Raw genomic sequence first — 17,652 nt, 5'->3', positions numbered from 1 at the left:
CGGCCGGCGCGCGGCGCTTTCGCGCTGAAGCGCGCCTCTGGCAAGGGCTGTAGCGGCCGGCATCCCTTGCGACCTTCACGGCAAGCACGGCCGCCACCTCCTTCCCTCCTGCTGTTCACTGGCTGTTTGCTGGCTGGTTTGCCGGCTGTTCCGCAGCGACATCCCTCCAGCGCTTCGCGCGCATCCCCGCTGCGCCAGCTCACGCGTGCTCCCGCGCTCCCTCGCAAGCCCTGGCTAGCGCCACGAAGCCTTGTTCAGATGACCCCCCAGACATTCATGTCTGCATCTAGGGACTTTCCCCAACCGATCGTTTTCCCGGTTTTTCGATAGCGCGATCCCCGGCATGCTTGCGGTTGCCGTGCGTCGGCCGATTGATCCGCCGACGTACGCCAACTGCTTGATTTCCAAAGACTCCGGATGCTGGCGGAGCCGCCTTTGATGCTTCCCGCGCAACAGTCGCGGGCGATGTGAGGCGATTCCGGCACCAGGTAACGCGGCCGGATGCTGCACAGCCGCGACGAATACGCTTGACTTACCTGATATATCACATACCGTATAGCACTAGAACGGCTCAGCTGTTCTTCGACCGAGAGTCACGCAGAGGCGTCTTCAGGCGCCCATCTTCCACCTTGGCGGTTCGCCGCTATAAGGAGACATCATGGAATTGCAGCAGACGGAGTCCACGTCGCGCTTTGCGTCGCCGTGGGTGCAACTGGTATTCGGCGTGATCTGCATGGCGATGATCGCCAACATGCAATATGGCTGGACCCTGTTCGTCAACCCGATCGACGACAAATATGGCTGGGGTCGCACCGCGATCCAGGTAGCCTTCACCATCTTCGTTGTTACCGAAACCTGGCTGGTGCCGATCGAAGGCTACCTGGTCGACAAGTACGGCCCGCGCCCGGTGGTGGTGGGTGGCGGCCTGCTGTGCGCGGTGGCCTGGGCGCTGAATTCGGTGGCATCGTCGCTGCCCATGCTTTACTTCGCAGCGGCCATCGGCGGCCTGGGCGCCGGCGCGGTGTATGGCACGTGCGTGGGCAATGCGCTGAAGTGGTTCCCCAATCGCCGCGGGCTGGCGGCGGGGATCACCGCGGCCGGCTTCGGTGCCGGCTCGGCGCTGACCGTGGTGCCGATCGCCAACATGATCAAGACCTCGGGCTATGAGGCGGCGTTCCTGTGGTTCGGGCTGGGCCAGGGGCTGGTGGTGTTCATCCTGGGCATGGCCCTGTACCCGCCGTCGGCCAGGATCCTCAGCGAGGTCAAGACCACGCTGAAGGCTGCCGCCACCTACAACGCGTCGCCGCGCGAGGTGCTGAAGTCGCCGATCTTCTGGGTCATGTACGCGATGTTCGTGATGATGGCCGCCGGCGGCCTGATGGCCACCGCGCAGCTGGGCCCGATCGCCAAGGACTTCGGCCTGCACGAAGCGCCCATCTCCATCCTCGGCCTGACCCTGCCGGCGCTGACCTTCGCGCTGACCATCGACCGCGTGCTCAATGGCCTGACGCGTCCGTTCTTCGGCTGGATCTCGGACCATATCGGGCGCGAGCGCACCATGTTCTTTGCGTTCGGCGTCGAGGCCGTCGGCATCCTGCTGCTGTCGAAGTACGGCTACCATCCGGTTGCCTTCGTGATCCTGACCGGCGTCGTGTTCTTCGCCTGGGGCGAGATCTACAGCCTGTTCCCGGCCACCTGCGGCGACACCTTCGGGCCCAAGTTTGCCGCCACCAACGCGGGCCTGCTGTACACCGCCAAGGGCACGGCCGCCTTGCTGGTGCCGTTCTCCAGCGTGATCACGGCCGCCACCGGCAGCTGGCATGCGGTCTTCATGGTGGCCTCCGGCATGGCGGCACTGACCGCGGTGATGGCGCTGTTCGTGCTCAAGCCGATGCGCGAGGCGCATGTGCGCAAGTACGTGCATGCCAACACCGCGGCGCCGATGGGCTATCGTACCGTGCCTGAAGACCTGACCTGATGAAGAAAGCAGCACGGCGCCCACCGGCGCTGGCAGTACCCGGACGCGTGCGGCTGCGATGCCTGCACAGCCGCCGCGCCCGGTAGCACAATACGACAACAACAAGGCACGACAGGAGGGTGGCCCGCCGGCCCCTTCCTGATCGCCCACCGCAACCCCACAAACAACATCCAGGCACGCCATGAACCAGGTTGTCATTCCCCTCGAGGCGACGGGGCTCGGCCGGCAGCGCAAGCGCCGCCAGCCCAAGGGCCGGCAGGTCGACGCGGCCGCGCTGGCCGAAGTGCGCGTGGCGCTGGGCGAGATGCCGCGCCGGCGCGACCTGCTGATCGAGCACCTGCACTGCATCAACGACCGCTACGGCCAGCTCGCCATGCCGCACCTGGTGGCGCTGGCCAGCGAGCTGCGCCTGTCGATGACCGAGGTCTACGAGGTCGCCACCTTCTACCACCACTTCGACGTGGTGCGCGAGGACGCCGACGGCCAGATCGCGCCGCCGCCCGCGCTGACCGTGCGCGTGTGCGAAGGCATTGCCTGCGAGCTGGCCGGCGCGCAGGCCCTGATCGACAAGCTGCCGGCGCTGCTCGGCACCGAGGTGCGCGTGGTCGCCGCGCCCTGCATCGGCCGCTGCGAGAAGGCGCCCGCGGCGCTGGTCGGACAGAACCCGGTCGATGCCGCGACCGCCGAGGCCATCGGCGCCGCGGTGCAGGCCGGGGCGGTGCGCCATGCGCCCGAACCCTATATCGACTACGACGCCTACCGCCGCGACGGTGGCTATGCCCTGCTGAAGTCCCTGGCCAGCGGCGCCCTGGACCCGGCCGCGGTGCTGGCCACGATGGAGGATTCCGGCCTGCGCGGCCTGGGCGGCGCGGGCTTCCCGACCGGGCGCAAATGGCGCATCGTGCGCGGCGAGGCCGCGCCCCGGCTGATGGCCATCAATATCGACGAGGGCGAGCCCGGCACCTTCAAGGACCGCGTCTACCTGGAACGCGATCCGCACCGCTTCCTCGAAGGCATGCTGGTCGCGGCGCACGTGGTCGACGTGGCGGCGATCTACATCTACCTGCGCGACGAATATGCCGGCTGCCGCGCGCTGCTCACCGAAGCCTTGCAGCAGCTGCAGCAGGACCCGCCGGTCCCGGGGCTGCCGCGCATCGAGCTGCGCCGCGGCGCGGGCGCGTATATCTGCGGCGAAGAATCGGCCATGATCGAATCGATCGAAGGCAAGCGCGGCATGCCGCGGCTGCGCCCGCCCTATGTGGCGCAGGTGGGGCTGTTCGGCCGGCCCACGCTGGAGCACAACTTCGAAACCCTGTACTGGGTGCGCGACATCATCGAGAAGGGCGCCGGCTGGTTTGCCGCGCAGGGGCGCAACGGGCGCAAGGGGCTGCGCTCGTTCTCGGTCTCGGGCCGCGTGAAACGCCCCGGCGTGCACCTGGCGCCGGCGGGCATCACGGTGCGCGAGCTGATCGACGAATACTGCGGCGGCATGCTCGACGGCCATGCATTCTACGGCTACCTGCCCGGCGGCGCGTCGGGCGGCATCCTGCCGGCGGCGCTGGGCAATATCCCGCTGGACTTCGACACGCTGCAGCCCTATGGCTGCTTTATCGGCTCGGCCGCGATCGTGATCCTGTCCGACCACGACAGCGCCACGCAGGCGGCGCGCAACCTGATGCACTTCTTCAAGCACGAGTCGTGCGGGCAATGCACGCCGTGCCGCAGCGGCACGGCCAAGACGCTCGACCTGATCCGCCAGCCCAAGTGGGACCTGGCCGCGCTGGACGACCTGTCCGCGGTGATGCGCGACGCCTCGATCTGCGGCCTGGGACAAGCCGCGCCGAACCCGGTCGACTGCGTGATCAAGTACTTCCCGCACGAACTGGCCTGATGCCGCCCGAGCCTGAGAGACAGACATGAATGCACTGACCCGCGCCGAACGCGCGCTAGTCGAATCCGCCGAGCCGGCCGTCACCTTCACCCTCAATGGCCGCGAGGTAAGCGCGCAGCCCGGCGAAAGCCTGCTGAAAGTGGCGCAGCGCGAAGGCTTCGACGTGCCGCACCTGTGCTACAAGGACGGCCTCGAGCCCGCCGGCAACTGCCGCGCCTGCATGGTCGAGATCCAGGGCGAGCGCGTGCTGGCCCCGTCCTGCTGCCGCTATCCGGCCGCCGGCATGCAGGTGCAGACCGAATCCGAGCGCGCCCGCCGCGCCCAGCGCACCGTGCTGGAACTGCTGCAGTCGGACATGCCGGAGACCGACTACACCCGCCACAACGAACTGGACCAATGGGCGGCCAGGCTGGAGGTCGGCAAGCCCCGCTTCGCGCCGCGCGAACGCGTGGCGGCAGACCTGTCGCACCCGGCGATCGCGGTCAACCTGGATGCCTGCATCCAGTGCACCCGCTGCCTGCGCGCGTGCCGCGACGAACAGGTCAACGACGTGATCGGGCTGGCGCTGCGCGGCGACGACGCCCGCATCGTGTTCGACATGGACGACCCGATGGGCGCCTCCACCTGCGTCGCCTGCGGCGAATGCGTGCAGGCGTGCCCGACCGGCGCGCTGATGCCCGCGCGCGATGCCGCGCTGGCGGTGCCCGACAAGCAGGTGGAATCGGTGTGCCCGTACTGCGGCGTCGGCTGCCAGCTGACCTACAACGTCAAGGACAACCGCATCCTGTTCGTGGAAGGGCGCGATGGCCCGGCCAATCACCAGCGCCTTTGCGTGAAGGGCCGGTATGGCTTTGACTACGTCCAGCATCCGCAGCGGCTGACGGTGCCGCTGGTGCGCCGCGACGGCGTGCCGAAGCACGGCGATTTCGTCATGGACCCGGACCACGTGATGGACGTGTTCCGCGAAGCCACCTGGGAAGAGGCGCTGGCGCTGGCCGGCGGCAAGCTCGCGCAGATCCGCGACACCCATGGCAAGCGTGCGCTGGCCGGGTTTGGCTCGGCCAAGGGCAGCAATGAAGAGGCCTACCTGTTCCAGAAGCTGGTGCGCACCGGCTTCGGCAGCAACAACGTCGACCACTGCACGCGGCTGTGCCATGCCTCGTCGGTGGCGGCGCTGCTGGAAGGGATCGGCTCCGGCGCGGTGTCGAACCCGGTGATGGATGTCGACAAGGCCGAAGTGGTGATCGTGATCGGCGCCAACCCGACCGTGAACCATCCGGTCGCGGCCAGCTGGATCAAGAACGCCGTCAAGAACGGCACCAGGCTGATCGTGGCCGACCCGCGCCGCTCGGACCTGGCGCGCTTTGCCTGGCGCTTCCTGCAGTTCAAGCCCGATGCCGACGTCGCGCTGCTCAACGCGATGATGCATGTGATCGTCAACGAAGGCCTGGTCGATCGCGACTTCATCGACAGCCGCACCATCGGCTTCGACGAACTGCAGCGCAACGTGGCCGCCTACAGCCCCGAGCTGATGGCGCCGATCTGCGGCATCGACGCTGAAACCATCCGCGAGGTGGCGCGCGCCTATGCCACCTCGAAGGCTTCGATGATCCTGTGGGGCATGGGCGTGTCGCAGCACGTGCATGGCACCGACAACGCGCGCTGCCTGATCGCGCTGGCGCTGATGACCGGGCAGATCGGCCGGCCCGGCACCGGCCTGCATCCGCTGCGCGGCCAGAACAACGTGCAGGGCGCCTCCGACGCTGGCCTGATCCCGATGATGTACCCGGACTACCGGCGCGTCGACGACCCGCTGGCGATCGCCAGCTTCGAGGCGCTGTGGGGCATGCCGCTGGACCGCCAGCCGGGCCTGACCGTGGTCGAGGTGATGCAGGCGATCGAGCGTGGCGAGGTGCGCGGCATGTACATCATGGGCGAGAACCCGGCGATGTCCGATCCCGACGCCGAGCATGCGCGTGAAGCACTGGCATCGCTCGACCACCTGGTGGTGCAGGATATCTTCCTGACCGAGACGGCATACCTGGCGGACGTGGTGCTGCCGGCCTCGGCCTTCCCGGAAAAGACCGGCACCTTCACCAACACCGACCGCACCGTGCAGCTCGGCCGGCAGGCGCTGGACCCGCCGGGACAGGCGCGCCAGGACCTGTGGATCATCCAGCAGATGGCGGCGCAGCTGGGGCTGGACTGGCACTACACCGGCGTCGCCGACGTGTTCGACGAGATGCGCCTGGCCATGCCCAGCATCGGCGGCGTGACCTGGGAGCGGCTGGAGCGCGAGCACGCGGTGACCTACCCGTGCAAGGAAGAGGGCGACCCGGGCGAGCCGGTGATCTTCACGGACAGCTTCCCGACCGCGACCGGGCGGGGGCGCTTTGTCCCCGCCGACATCATCCCGGCCGCGGAGCGTCCCGATGCGGATTACCCGATGGTGCTGATCACCGGGCGCCAGCTGGAACACTGGCATACCGGCAGCATGACGCGGCGCGCAGGGGTGCTCGATGCAATCGAGCCGGACCCGGTGGCGCTGGTGCATCCACTGGATCTGGATGCACTCGGCGGCAAGCCAGGGGACGTGGTCACGCTGTCGTCGCGGCGCGGCGAGGTCACGCTGTATGCGCGCGCCGATGCCGGCACGCCGCGCGGCGCCGTGTTCGTGCCGTTCTGCTACTACGAGGCGGCGATCAACAAGCTGACCAACGCGGCGCTGGACCCGTTCGGCAAGATTCCGGAGTTCAAGTATTGCGCGATCCGGATGACAGCGGGCGGAGCCGCGCCGGTGCAGTCCAGCTATGGCGGCGGGCAGATACTGGAGCCGGCTTCCGCGTAACCAAGGAACGGTGGTGTTTCGCAGCGCAGGCGGGACACCACCTCAGCCTCAGTAATTCATCGTCACGTTAGCGGCGGTGGTGTCCTCGGTGAGAGTCAACCATGTCGAACCTGGCGGCGGCACCCGCTCACATGGTGTCGTCGCGATCCTCGATCACCGAAATATCCCAGCACGAGATAAACAGCGCGGCAATCAGCGGACCTATCACAAAGCCGTTGATGCCAAACACCGACATGCCGCCCAGCGTCGATATCAGCACCACCCAGTCCGGCAGCTTGGTGTCCTTGCCGACGAGGATGGGCCGGAGCACGTTGTCCACGGCGCCAATGACCAGGGTGCCGATGGCAATGAGCGCAATCCCTTTCCAGACCGGGCCCGCCAGCAGGAAATAGATCGCGGCGGGGCCCCAGACCAGCGCAGCGCCAACGGCCGGCAGCAGCGACAGGAACGCCATCAGCGTGCCCCACAGCAACGCACCGTTGATGCCCAGCAGCAGGAAAGCCAGGCCGCCCAGAACGCCCTGGACCACCGCCACGACCACGTTGCCCTTGACCGTGGCGCGGACCACGGTGGTGAACCGGCCGACCAGGCGGCGGGTGTGCGCGTCGCTCAGCGGCATGGCCTCGCGCAAGCGGTGGGAAATCACCGCACCGTCGCGCAGCAGGAAAAACACCAGGTACAGCATGACGCCGAGGCCGACGGCGAACTGCAGCGTGTTCTGGCCGATGGCGACGGCCTGCGCCGCCATGAACTGGCTGATGCGGGCGGCACCTTCGGTCAGCTTCGCCTGCAACCCCGCCACGTCGGCCAGTCCGATTTCATTCAGCCAGGCCTCGACCGAGGCCGGCAGGGCCTGCACGGCGGTCTGGAAGTATTGCCCGAAGTCCCATTTGCCGGTCCGGATCTGCTGGTAGGCAAAGGCCGCTTCCTGCGCGAGCGTGGCAATCATCAGAAACACCGGGACAATCGCCATCAGCACGCAGACCAGCAGCGTGGTCAGCGCTGCCAGGTTTTCCCGGTTGCCGAATCGCACCGTCAGCCTGCGCTGCATGGGATGAAACAGGATGGCCAGGATCGTGCCCCAGAGAATCGCGCTGTAGAAGGGCAGCAGTATCCAGATGAACGCAATGCTGACGGCGACCAGCAGGACGTAGAAACCTTTCAGATTGCGCATCGGGTTGTCCGTGAGTAGATCCGCCCAGGAACGATGCCGATGGAGCCTTGCAATTACCCGTCGGCGTTTGCGGTAGCGTTTGCGGTAGTGTTTGCGGCAGCGTTGCCGAAGGCGTTGCGCTGCAGGATCTGGTGATCCCTGCCATGGATCAGCAAGTCTACCTTGGCACGCCGGGCCTTCTCCATGCCGGTGGCGATCGCATGCGCCATCGACGTGAATCGCTGCTGGTTGCCGCTGCGTCCTTCGGCTTCGACGGCCCACCCGTTATGAGTCGGCACGACATGGATATTCTTGCCTGGCATGACACTCTCCGGAAGTTGGCAGTATGAGTGTCAGTGTTGTGCCGCCGTGCAGATATCGGGCGCCGTCTGACAAAACCGTCGGATTTCCGGAAGAACAAAGCCGTCCTGCAGCGACAACGCCCGCCGGGCGCCATGGCGGGCGTTCCTGGTGACAAGGACAGTGCGAAGGCGGCTCAGCTCAGCTTGCCGATAATCGCCTGCATCTCGTCGACATTGAAGGCGCGCAGCGTTTGCGTGCGCACGTTGCCCAGCGCGCCGACCGCCAGGCCGAACGCGGTCATGCTGGCATCATCCTGGGCCTCGACGGTCAGCACGATGTCGTATTTGCCCAGGGTCCAGTAGATGTCTTTCATCTGCACCCCGAAGCGCGCGCCCATCTCGCGCACCGCGGCGGCGCGCTTGGTGGTGTCCTTGACGGCACGGATGCCCTGGTCGGTGAAGCTGGCTAGCACGATATAGCGGGTCATGGCGGGATCTCCGGTAAGGATCGATCGATCGCCGTCCCGGCTGCGCGCACGCGACCGATCGCAGCAAGCCGGGGCAGTGGTTCAGGGTCTCCCGGTGCGACACCAGGGGCTCCTGAGCAACCCCATACCGACGCATATCGCGCGCCAGACGGCGTGGCGGGCCGCATTGCGGCAGATGGCGCGGGGCGGGCCGCGCGGCGCGGTCCGATGTGTACCAGCTTTGGTACAGCCGGCCCGGTGCTCAGTCGGACCACGGCCGCCGTTGTCGGGAAAACGACGATCCAAGCCGTCCTGCAATTGCGCAATTAACCGCCATGACCGGCCTCCGTCCACCCACGCGCTGCGCGCGCGGCAGGCTGGCAAGTCGAGGTGGGCGAAGCGAGGTGGGCGAAGCGAGGTGGGCGAAGCGAGGTGGCGAAGGCGCGCGGGCGACCGCGCGCGCCGGGGCTACCGGCCAGGGCCGGGATAGCCGTAGCCGCGCGGGGCCAGCCAGCGCCACAGCCGCTCTCGCCATGCGCCGCGTATGGAACCAGCCGCGGGCTTGCAGCGCGTGACATGCAGCGACGCGGCGGTGATCGCATACAGCTCGATGTGGCCGGTATCGGACAAGGTAACGCACTCGCTCGCCGTCAGCGCCGTGTCCTTCGGATCGCCATCGCGAATCAGCCACAACTCACCCGCGGTGCAGCGTACCGCCACCTGTTCGCCGGGGCCGGCGACAAGGCGCAGCGAGCTGCGGGCGGGCAGGGTGGCGGTCATATCGTTGCTGACCAGGTACATGATGGTCTCCCGGCTCAGGCCACGGCCAGGCCGGCCGGTGCCGGCACCTGCCCGTGGTGGGTTTGCGGCCGGACGAAGCCGGCGATGCGCTGGATCACCGCGGGATCGCGCAGCAGGCGGCGATGGCCGAGGCCCGTGGTGGTCTCCAGCCGGGCGCCCGGCCAGGCGCCGGCGATGGCCGCGCCGTCTTCCCAGCGCACTTCCTTGTCGTCGCGGTCATGGATCACCAGCGTCGGCGGCACCGGGCGCGTGCGGCCCAGGTCCGGCACATTGAACGCCGACCATGGCATGCCGAGCCAGCGCTCGCTGCGGCGCTGCATGCGGGCCAGCACTGCGGGCGCCACGCCCAGTTGCCACGCCAGCGCGGCGCATGCGGCGCGCATGTCGGCGGGCGCGCCCAGCAGCACCGCGGCGCTTGCCGGCAGGCCTTCGCGCAGCGCCAGCGCGGCCGCCGCGCCGCCCAGCGAATGCGCCACCACGGCGTGGACCGGGCCGGCGTGCCACGCTGCCGCCAGCAACGAGCGCGACATCTCGAGCACGGAAGTCTGCGCGGCGCCGCGCGCGCCGGCATCGGAGGCGCCATGCGACAGCGCATCGAAGGCGACCACCCGCATGCCTGCTGCCAGCAGGCCATCGATCACCGCATGCCACTGGCCCGCATGGCCGCCCCAGCCGTGGGCGAGCAGCACCACCGGACCTGCGTTGCCCCAGCGGTAGACGCGCACGCGCCGGCTGGGCCCATGGCCGGTCACCAGCGCCCAGTCGGCCCGCGCACCGTCTAGCACGTGCCGGGCGGCGGACGTGGCGGCGGCCCGCGGCGGGCAGAACCAGATGCGCTCGAGCCGGCGTGCCGTCGCCGCCGGCATCAGCACGCTGCCGGCTTGCCAGCGCAGGCGCTGCAGGCCCGTCAGGGCGCGCTGCAAGGTGCCGTCGCCGCTGGCGGTCGGCGCCGCATCGATGGTGCGTAAGGCCTTCGCCGCAGGGGCGGGCGAAGGGGAAACCGGGGAAGGAGAAGAGACTGCTTGCGTCACGACCTGCACCTCCAATGGATTCTGGATTGCGCGGCGTCATCGGGACCGGCCTGGCCGGAGGCGTCTCGCGCTTCTTAAAAGACCGACCAGTCGTGCTTTTTTCGGTACAAAAAAAGCCCGCCGGAGCGGTTTGCTGCCCGCCGGCGGGATAGCGCCGGCGCCGATGTCATGTCCTCACGGGATGGGGTGCGCCGGCAGCGGCGCGTGCCACCAGCGCCGCAAAGGCATGCCGTGCCATCGCTTCCGCATCCTGCCGCCCCAGCAGCTTGAACGACTGCTGGAACGCCATGCCGATGCCGGACAGCTCGAAGGCGAACTGGCGCGGGTCGACGTGCGCGCCGAACTGGCCTTCTTCGATGGCGTCCCCGACCACGCGCGCGATGGTGCTGTGCCAGTCCTTCAGCGACTGCACCACCAGGTCGCGAATCGAGCCGGGCCGGTCGCGGTATTCCTGCCCCAGCGCGGTAAACAGGCACCGTCCCTGCGTCACCGTGCCGCCCAGCCATTCCAGGTAGCCTTCGAACAGCGCCCGCAGGCGCGGCATGCCGCGCGGCTGGCGCATCGCCGGCCGGATCACGATGTCGCCGAAACGCTCTACCGCCAGGTCCAGCACCGCCTGCTGCAGCATCTCCTTGGACTTGAAGTGCGCATACAGGCCGCTCTTGGACATATTGGTGTCGGCCGCCAGCGTGGCCAGCGACAACTGCTCGAAGCCGACCTTGGCGGCGGCGTCCAGCGCCTGCTCGATGATGGCTTTGCGGGTGAGGTGTCCTTTCTGCATGCAGCGAGAATAGCACGACCGGTCGGTTTGTCAACGAAACCGGATGCATGGTAGTTGCCCGGACTTGCGTTGTTGTGCTCGCGCGGCCATAACGTCATATAGCTATGCATGTGACGTCAACGCAAACTGAGGGGGTCCGTTACTGTCAAGGCGGCACGAAGGCGTTGTGCACTGTCCGACGCTTGGATGGACGCCTTCCGGTTGATGCCGGCGCAAGTTGACGGGCCAGCAAGAAATCTGCACAAAGTGTTTCGGCGGTTACATACGGAACGCTTTGCGTGCTCTATACTCGAATGCACGTCCGCGCACTTTTTTTCACTGGTGACTGGAGACCGACATGAACAGTACAGCCGTGCCGAGAGGCGCTAGCGAACCGTTCCGGCAATTGCGGGCGCTGCGCCGCGCGCGCAAGCTCAAGCAGGAGGACGTTGCCCGCAAGGCGGGCATTTCCCGGGAAGCCTACCTACGGGCAGAATCCGGCCAGGCCGACCCGCGCATGTCGACCTTCCTGGCCGCCTGCGAGGCACTGGGCCTGGAAGTGGTGCTGGCGCCGCAACACCTTGCCGCCGACGTCAACGCTTTCATTGCCAGCCGCAACGGCGGCGTGACCGCTGCCTCGATGGCCGGCCAGCCCGCCGGCAGCGCGCCGGCACCGGCCGCGGCGCCGGCATCCGGCGGTGGCTTCGGCCCCGGTACCGGCGAGGGCCACAAACCGGTCTGATCGGGCTTCTGCCGGGCCGGCCCCATGCCTTGCGGGCCGGCCAGGCAGTTGGCCCTCCAGGCCACCCTCAGCAACCGGCGCGTGCCTTGGGTGCGCGCCGGGCCACTGTTGTCCGGAGAGCCGTTTCGCCCCTGGACAGCCATGACGCCGCAGGCCTGACTGCCTGAGCCGGCGCTTTCCACCTTTCCTTCCTTTTGCCGGTTCTGGCGCACGCGCCAGCGGCATCCTGCAATTTCCCGATTCGCGGCCTACAACTGCAAGAGCGCCGAAGTGCGGCCCGCTCGCATTTGCGGTTTGACACGTCCAGTGCCGATCATTACGATATGGTAAATTCATTGCACAATACGTAATTCATGCGCCGTGCGGCCAGCGCTGCGCTGATGGACCCACCCGGAGACGCAAGAGAACACCATGGACCTCACGCATACCCAGCTTGCCGAGCACGGCTATATGTCCGGCTTCGCCAACGAATTTGCCACCGAGGCACTGCCCGGCGCGCTGCCGGTGGGCCAGAACTCGCCGCAGCGCGCGCCCTATGGCCTGTATGCCGAGCAGCTGTCGGGCACGGCGTTCACGGCGCCGCGCGCGCACAACCGCCGCGCGTGGCTGTACCGCATCCGCCCGGCGGCGATGCACAAGCCGTTCACCCTGATCGAACAGTCGCGTTTCCTGAGCCGCTTCGACCAGGTGCCGCCGTCGCCGAACCAGATGCGCTGGAGCCCGCCGGCCATGCCGTCGGTGCCGACCGACTTCGTCGACGGCATCGTCACCATGGCCGGCAATGGCGGCCCGGAAGCGATGACCGGCTGCGGCATCCACCTGTACCTGGCCAACCGCCCGATGCAGGACCGCTTTTTCTACAACGCCGACGGCGAGATGCTGATCGTGCCGTAGCAGGGCAGGCTGCTGATGGTGACCGAGCTGGGCCGGCTCGAAGTCGAGCCGCACGAGATCGTGGTGATCCCGCGCGGCGTGCGCTTCCGCGTGGAGCTGCCCGATGGCGAGGCGCGCGGCTATATCTGCGAGAACTACGGCGCGCTGTTCCGGCTGCCTGACCTGGGCGTGATCGGCTCGAACGGGCTGGCCAACCCGCGCGACTTCCTGACGCCGGTGGCGGGCTACGAAGACCGCGAAGGCGCGTTCGAGCTGGTCGCCAAGTTCCAGGGCAACCTGTGGCGCGCCGACATCGGCCATTCGCCGCTCGACGTCGTGGCCTGGCATGGCAACTACGCCCCGTACAAATACGATCTGCGCCGCTTCAACACCATCGGCTCGATCAGCTTCGACCATCCGGATCCGTCGATCTTCCTGGTGCTGCAGTCGCCGTCGGATACGCCGGGCGTCGACACCATCGACTTCGTCATCTTCGGCCCGCGCTGGCTGGCCATGCAGGACTCGTTCCGCCCGCCCTGGTTCCACCGCAATATCGCCAGCGAATTCATGGGCCTGATCTCCGGCGTCTATGACGCCAAGGCCGAGGGCTTCGCGCCCGGCGGCGCCAGCCTGCACAACTGCATGAGCGGCCACGGCCCGGATGCGGAGACCTTCGAGAAGGCCAGCGCCGCCGACACCTCGACGCCGCACCACATCGAAAACACCATGGCGTTCATGTTCGAAACGCCGGGCGTGATCCGGCCCACGCCGTACGCCGCGCAATCGGCTTCGCTGCAGCAGGAGTACTACACCTGCTGGCAAGGCCTGAAGAAGCATTTCAACCCGAACACCCGCTGATCCCGGGCGCCTGGCCCTCCTGGTTTCCTCCTCTCCTGCTTGCGGGAGAGGGGCCGAGGGAGAAGGCAGGCGCTCGCCAGGCGTGACGCGTCACCGCATGTGACAAGTGCCACCAAAATTTTCGGAGTATCCCGATGACCGCCCCCCAGACCAGCTGGATCGACAGCGCCAACGACGGCAAGACCCATTTCCCGCTGCAGAACCTGCCGTACGGCGTGTTTTCCACCAAAGGCCAGGCGCCGCGTGTCGGCGTTGCCATCGGCGACCAGGTGCTGGACCTCGCCGCACTGGACCAGGCAGGCCTGCTGCCTGAAGCAGCCCGGGGCAGCTTTGCCGCGGCCAGCCTGAACCGCTTCATCGCGCTGGGCCAGCCGGTCTGGACCGAAACGCGCCGGCGCCTGACCGCACTGCTGTCCGGGGCCGACGCCGCGTTGCGCGACAACGCTGCCTTGCGCGACCGGGCGCTGGTGCCGATGCCGGCCGCGGCACTGCACCTGCCGGTCGAGATCCCGGGCTACACCGACTTCTATTCGTCGAAGGAGCACGCGACCAACGTCGGCCGCATGTTCCGCGATCCGGACAATGCGCTGCTGCCGAACTGGCTGGAGATTCCCATCGGCTACAACGGCCGCGCCAGCTCGGTGGTGGTGAGCGGCACGCCGCTGCACCGGCCCAACGGCCAGATCAAGCTGCCGAACGAGGCCCGCCCGGTGTTCGGCGCCTGCCGCAAGCTGGATTTCGAGCTGGAGATGGGCTTTATCGTCGGCAAGCCGTCGGCCCTGGGCGAGCCCGTCAGCACTGCCGACGCGCCGGCGCATATGTTCGGCATGGTGCTGCTCAACGACTGGAGCGCGCGCGATATCCAGCAATGGGAATACGTGCCGCTGGGCCCGTTCAACAGCAAGACCTTCGGCACCTCGATCTCGCCGTGGGTGGTCACCATGGAAGCGCTCGAGCCGTTCCGCCGCGACAATCCCGCGCAATCGCCCGAGCCGCTGCCTTACCTGCGGCAACAGGGCAGGAACGCCTACGACATCGCGCTGGAAGTCGCGCTGCAGCCCGAAGGCGCGGCCGCGCCCAGCACCATCTGCCGCACCAACTTCAAGGCGATGTACTGGACCATGGCGCAGCAGCTGGCGCACCACACCGTGTCGGGCTGCAACGTGCGCGTGGGCGACCTGATGGGCTCGGGCACGATCAGCGGCACCACGCCGGACTCCTACGGCAGCCTGCTCGAGCTGACCCGCAACGGCGCCGAGCCGCTGACGCTGGCCGATGGCAGCCAGCGCGGCTTCCTGCAGGACGGCGACGACGTGATCATGACCGGCTATTGCCAGGGCGACGGCTATCGCGTCGGCTTCGGTACGGTGTCGGGCAAGATCCTGCCGGCGCGCTGAGGCGCCGAGGCGCCGCGGGCGCTTCAGCCCGCGCTATCGCCTACCGCGGCGGCATCCAGGATGACCGCCGCGCGCCCTGACAGCAGCGTACGTCCCGCGGCGCTGACGACAAAGGCGTAGAGCACGGTGGCACCTTCGCCGCTGATGCGTTCTGCCGAGATCTCCAGCGGCGCCGCGATATCGTCGAGCCGTTCCACCTGCAGCACCAGCTTGCGCACGCTGGCAAGATAGCCGGTGCGGGGGCGCTGCCGCGCGCCCTCTGCCAGCAGCGCACCATGCACGGCCATCGCCTGCGCGGCATATTCGATGCCGCACGTCGCCGCCAGCCGGCCCTGCGCGCGCAGCGGATTGTCCGCCTGCGTGTGGCTGGTGGCCGTGCAGCGAACCGATGCCGCATCCCATTCGACGACACCATCGAGCAGGCACATGCTGCCCTGATGCGGAATGCGCGCCGCGATCCAGGCGCGGTCCCTGGTCGCTTCAGGCATGGGCCTGGCTGCCTAGGCTGGTGACGTCGGCTTCGATGCGCAGCGTGTCCAGATAATCCAGCACCACCGTGCCGTTCTCCGCGCGCGCGATGGCGGCGAGCAGCGGCAGCACGCGCGCGGCCGGGGCCGACTTGCGCAGCGCTTCCAGCGCGGCGTCCGGCATTACGCTGGCCGGCGCCGGCGTCAGCGCCACAGAGAGGCGCGCCAGCGAGCGCGCGCCCGGCTGCGGCGTGAGCAGCAGGGCCACGCCGAACGGGTCGGGAATCGGCCTGCAGCTGTGCAGCGGCTCCGGGTAGCCGGTGTCATAGGCAATCAGCAGGCAGGGCTCTGCATCGGCGGTGGCCTGCAGCACGGCTTCCAGCAGCCCCGCGCCGAAGCTGCCGTCCATCGCGCACAGCACGTTCGAGGCACGCATCGCTCCGGCGGCGATTGACCAGTAGCCGGCGGTCGCGTTGTGCACCGAGTTGTGGAAGCGCGTGGGCGACATCAGCGGCTCGGGCTGCGCCAGCGCTTCGCAGATGGCATGGAAGTTGTGGCCATCGCTGCTGGACGAGGTAAAGATGGTCGGCAGTTGCGCGGCATCGCAGCCACTGGCCGCCACCGCCTGCTGGCCCACGCCCAGCGCCAGCCGCACGGTGGGTCCGGTGCGGCGGCGCTCGGCCGGGGGCAGGCCGGCGGGCAGCGGCAGTTCGGTGGCCGCGTGCGCGTAGGGCGCGCGCCCTGCGAGCACGGCGCTGGCTTGCTGCCAGCCGCTCAGGCCGGGGCCGAGCAGGCCGATGCTTTCGATATAGACGGGCTGCGGCATGGCGCTGGCTCAGTAAGACACCGCGTCCGCACGGGCGAACAGCAGGCTGCAGTTGGACCCGCCGAAGCCGAACGCATTGCTCATCGCATAGCGCAACGGCGTGTCCTGGTTGGCGAGCTGGTAGTTCACGCGCAGCGCGGGGTCTACGTGCGTGGTGTTGATGCCGGCCGGCACCAGGCCATGACGCAGCGCCAGCGCGCAGATCACCGCCTCGAGCGCGCCGGCCGCGCCGAGCGCATGGCCGGTGGCGCCCTTGGTCGAGCTGCACGGCGTGCCGGGCAGCACCGCGGCCATGGCCAGCGCTTCGGCGGCGTCGTTGCTGCGCGTGGCAGTGCCGTGCAGGTTGACGTAGCCGACCTGCGCCGGCGCGATGCCCGCGCCGGTCAGCGCCTGCGCCATCGCCATGCGCGCGCCGAGCCCTTGCGGGTGTGGCGTCGACATATGATGGGCGTCGCTCGATTCGCCGATGCCGGCGAGCAGGATGGCATCGTCCGCCACCGCGCCGCTCACGCGTTCGAGCAGGCCGAACACCGCGCCTTCGCCGATCGAGATGCCGTTGCGCGCCACGTCGTAGGGCCGGCACGGCTGGCGCGACAACAACTCCAGCGCATTGAAGCCATACAGCGTGGTGTGGCACAGCGAATCCACGCCGCCCACCACGGCCGCGTCGATCAGCCCGGCTTCCAGCATGCGCCGCGCCGAGCTGAACACCTTGGCCCCCGACGAACACGCCGACGACACCGCCGCCGCAGGCCCTGACAGGCCCAGCTGCTGCCGCAGGAATGCCGGCAGCGAGTAGGGATTGTGCGTGCCGCCGTAGTGGAAGTCCGGCGGCAGCGCGCCGCTGGCCGGGTCGCGCTGGCGGTAGCCCAGTTCCGTTTGCAGCACGCCCGCGGTGCTGGTGCCGAGAAAGACACCAATGCGGTGGGCGCCGTAGCGTGCCGCCGCCTCGCGCACCCGTGCGGCAAAGCCGTCCTGCTGCAGGGCCAGCTGCGCCAGCCGGTTGTTGCGGCAGTCGAACACGGCTAATTCGGCCGGCAGCGTGACGGCGTCGACGCCGGCCACTTCGCCGACATAGGTATCGAGGGCGACGTCGCCGAACTGGCACGGCGCCAGCCCGCCGCGCTGCGCGCGCAGCGCCGCCAGCGTGGCATCGATGCCGGCGCCGAGGCAGCTGGTGGCCGTGAAATGCGAGAACAGGAGCGGGGACACAGCTTCGGTGAGGGGAATGGGAGGATTCTCGGAAGGCAGCGCCAAT

General features: G+C 68.3%; 14 protein-coding genes and 1 pseudogene. 6 read left to right on the top strand and 9 right to left on the bottom strand.

Translation table 11 applies throughout. From position 1 onward, the window contains the following. The first annotated feature begins 658 nt into the window (after positions 1-658). The 3 genes from oxlT (at position 659) to fdhF (ending at position 6,717) form a co-directional block, all read left to right on the top strand. Positions 659-1,978: an oxalate/formate MFS antiporter gene (gene oxlT / locus CBM2594_RS21830; RefSeq protein ID WP_116358851.1), complete on the top strand. Its 1,320-nt coding sequence runs from the start codon at positions 659-661 to the stop codon at positions 1,976-1,978. A gap of 181 nt (positions 1,979-2,159) precedes the next feature. Then, a complete protein-coding gene (locus CBM2594_RS21825) occupies positions 2,160-3,869 on the top strand; it encodes an NADH-ubiquinone oxidoreductase-F iron-sulfur binding region domain-containing protein (protein WP_116358850.1) in 1,710 nt (569 codons plus the stop codon). A gap of 25 nt (positions 3,870-3,894) precedes the next feature. Further along, positions 3,895-6,717 carry a formate dehydrogenase subunit alpha gene (gene fdhF / locus CBM2594_RS21820; RefSeq protein ID WP_116358849.1) on the top strand — a complete coding sequence of 941 codons (2,823 nt, stop codon included), beginning with the start codon at positions 3,895-3,897 and terminating at the stop codon, positions 6,715-6,717. Positions 6,718-6,844: 127 nt separating this feature from the next. Here fdhF and CBM2594_RS21815 read toward each other — a convergent pair whose 3' ends face one another. The 6 genes from CBM2594_RS21815 to CBM2594_RS21790 all read right to left on the bottom strand — a co-directional run bounded on the left by CBM2594_RS21815 (position 6,845) and on the right by CBM2594_RS21790 (position 11,252). Next, entirely contained in the window at positions 6,845-7,891 is a 1,047-nt protein-coding gene (locus CBM2594_RS21815) for an AI-2E family transporter (RefSeq protein ID WP_116358848.1), read from the bottom strand. A 53-nt stretch (positions 7,892-7,944) separates the two neighbouring features. Next, positions 7,945-8,193 (bottom strand): DUF2188 domain-containing protein, encoded by a 249-nt coding sequence (locus tag CBM2594_RS21810; protein ID WP_116358847.1) that lies wholly within the window; start codon positions 8,191-8,193, stop codon positions 7,945-7,947. A gap of 173 nt (positions 8,194-8,366) precedes the next feature. Beyond that, positions 8,367-8,660 carry a GYD domain-containing protein gene (locus CBM2594_RS21805; RefSeq protein WP_116358846.1) on the bottom strand — a complete coding sequence of 98 codons (294 nt, stop codon included), beginning with the start codon at positions 8,658-8,660 and terminating at the stop codon, positions 8,367-8,369. Positions 8,661-9,107: 447 nt separating this feature from the next. Beyond that, positions 9,108-9,440 (bottom strand): DUF2917 domain-containing protein, encoded by a 333-nt coding sequence (locus CBM2594_RS21800; RefSeq protein ID WP_116358845.1) that lies wholly within the window; start codon positions 9,438-9,440, stop codon positions 9,108-9,110. A 14-nt stretch (positions 9,441-9,454) separates the two neighbouring features. Further along, positions 9,455-10,471 carry an alpha/beta fold hydrolase gene (locus tag CBM2594_RS21795; RefSeq protein ID WP_116359720.1) on the bottom strand — a complete coding sequence of 339 codons (1,017 nt, stop codon included), beginning with the start codon at positions 10,469-10,471 and terminating at the stop codon, positions 9,455-9,457. A 166-nt stretch (positions 10,472-10,637) separates the two neighbouring features. Further along, the gene (locus CBM2594_RS21790; protein ID WP_116358844.1) at positions 10,638-11,252 is read right to left on the bottom strand and encodes a TetR/AcrR family transcriptional regulator; all 615 of its coding nucleotides are present in this window, start codon (positions 11,250-11,252) and stop codon (positions 10,638-10,640) included. Positions 11,253-11,589: 337 nt separating this feature from the next. On the opposite strand from CBM2594_RS21790, the gene CBM2594_RS21785 reads away from it, so the two are divergent. From CBM2594_RS21785 to fahA, 3 genes and pseudogenes are all read left to right on the top strand, one after another. After that, positions 11,590-11,973, top strand: coding sequence for a helix-turn-helix domain-containing protein (locus CBM2594_RS21785; protein ID WP_115713049.1), 384 nt, complete (start codon positions 11,590-11,592; stop codon positions 11,971-11,973). A 411-nt stretch (positions 11,974-12,384) separates the two neighbouring features. Beyond that, a pseudogene (gene hmgA, locus CBM2594_RS21780) lies at positions 12,385-13,704 on the top strand (homogentisate 1,2-dioxygenase). A 134-nt stretch (positions 13,705-13,838) separates the two neighbouring features. Beyond that, the gene (fahA, locus tag CBM2594_RS21775; RefSeq protein WP_116358843.1) at positions 13,839-15,101 is read left to right on the top strand and encodes a fumarylacetoacetase; all 1,263 of its coding nucleotides are present in this window, start codon (positions 13,839-13,841) and stop codon (positions 15,099-15,101) included. A 23-nt stretch (positions 15,102-15,124) separates the two neighbouring features. Here the strand turns inward: fahA and CBM2594_RS21770 are convergent, their stop codons facing one another. Genes CBM2594_RS21770 through CBM2594_RS21760 form a run of 3 tightly spaced genes read right to left on the bottom strand, consistent with a single transcriptional unit; the run spans position 15,125 to position 17,606 of the window. After that, entirely contained in the window at positions 15,125-15,589 is a 465-nt protein-coding gene (locus CBM2594_RS21770; protein WP_116358842.1) for a hotdog family protein, read from the bottom strand. After that, positions 15,582-16,394 (bottom strand): beta-ketoacyl synthase chain length factor, encoded by an 813-nt coding sequence (locus tag CBM2594_RS21765; protein WP_116358841.1) that lies wholly within the window; start codon positions 16,392-16,394, stop codon positions 15,582-15,584. Before CBM2594_RS21765 ends, CBM2594_RS21770 begins: the two co-directional genes overlap by 8 nt. Before the next feature lie 9 nt (positions 16,395-16,403). Next, positions 16,404-17,606: a beta-ketoacyl-ACP synthase gene (locus CBM2594_RS21760; RefSeq protein ID WP_116358840.1), complete on the bottom strand. Its 1,203-nt coding sequence runs from the start codon at positions 17,604-17,606 to the stop codon at positions 16,404-16,406. Positions 17,607-17,652 lie beyond the last annotated feature (46 nt).

The sequence above is a fragment of the Cupriavidus taiwanensis genome, assembly GCF_900249755.1.
GTDB lineage: Bacteria > Pseudomonadota > Gammaproteobacteria > Burkholderiales > Burkholderiaceae > Cupriavidus > Cupriavidus taiwanensis_D.
The sequence above is the reverse complement of the archived record's forward strand: the minus strand, read 5'-3'. Positions and strand labels throughout refer to the sequence as shown.

What these genes read in the sequence shown, in the direction of transcription:
- oxlT (WP_116358851.1), top strand. Translation starts at nt 659, where the DNA reads ATGGAATTGCAGCAGACGGAGTCCACGTCGCGCTTTGCGTCGCCGTGG.
- CBM2594_RS21825 (WP_116358850.1), top strand. Translation starts at nt 2,160, where the DNA reads ATGAACCAGGTTGTCATTCCCCTCGAGGCGACGGGGCTCGGCCGGCAG.
- fdhF (WP_116358849.1), top strand. Translation starts at nt 3,895, where the DNA reads ATGAATGCACTGACCCGCGCCGAACGCGCGCTAGTCGAATCCGCCGAG.
- CBM2594_RS21815 (WP_116358848.1), bottom strand. Translation starts at nt 7,891, where the DNA reads ATGCGCAATCTGAAAGGTTTCTACGTCCTGCTGGTCGCCGTCAGCATT.
- CBM2594_RS21810 (WP_116358847.1), bottom strand. Translation starts at nt 8,193, where the DNA reads ATGCCAGGCAAGAATATCCATGTCGTGCCGACTCATAACGGGTGGGCC.
- CBM2594_RS21805 (WP_116358846.1), bottom strand. Translation starts at nt 8,660, where the DNA reads ATGACCCGCTATATCGTGCTAGCCAGCTTCACCGACCAGGGCATCCGT.
- CBM2594_RS21800 (WP_116358845.1), bottom strand. Translation starts at nt 9,440, where the DNA reads ATGTACCTGGTCAGCAACGATATGACCGCCACCCTGCCCGCCCGCAGC.
- CBM2594_RS21790 (WP_116358844.1), bottom strand. Translation starts at nt 11,252, where the DNA reads ATGCAGAAAGGACACCTCACCCGCAAAGCCATCATCGAGCAGGCGCTG.
- CBM2594_RS21785 (WP_115713049.1), top strand. Translation starts at nt 11,590, where the DNA reads ATGAACAGTACAGCCGTGCCGAGAGGCGCTAGCGAACCGTTCCGGCAA.
- fahA (WP_116358843.1), top strand. Translation starts at nt 13,839, where the DNA reads ATGACCGCCCCCCAGACCAGCTGGATCGACAGCGCCAACGACGGCAAG.
- CBM2594_RS21770 (WP_116358842.1), bottom strand. Translation starts at nt 15,589, where the DNA reads ATGCCTGAAGCGACCAGGGACCGCGCCTGGATCGCGGCGCGCATTCCG.
- CBM2594_RS21765 (WP_116358841.1), bottom strand. Translation starts at nt 16,394, where the DNA reads ATGCCGCAGCCCGTCTATATCGAAAGCATCGGCCTGCTCGGCCCCGGC.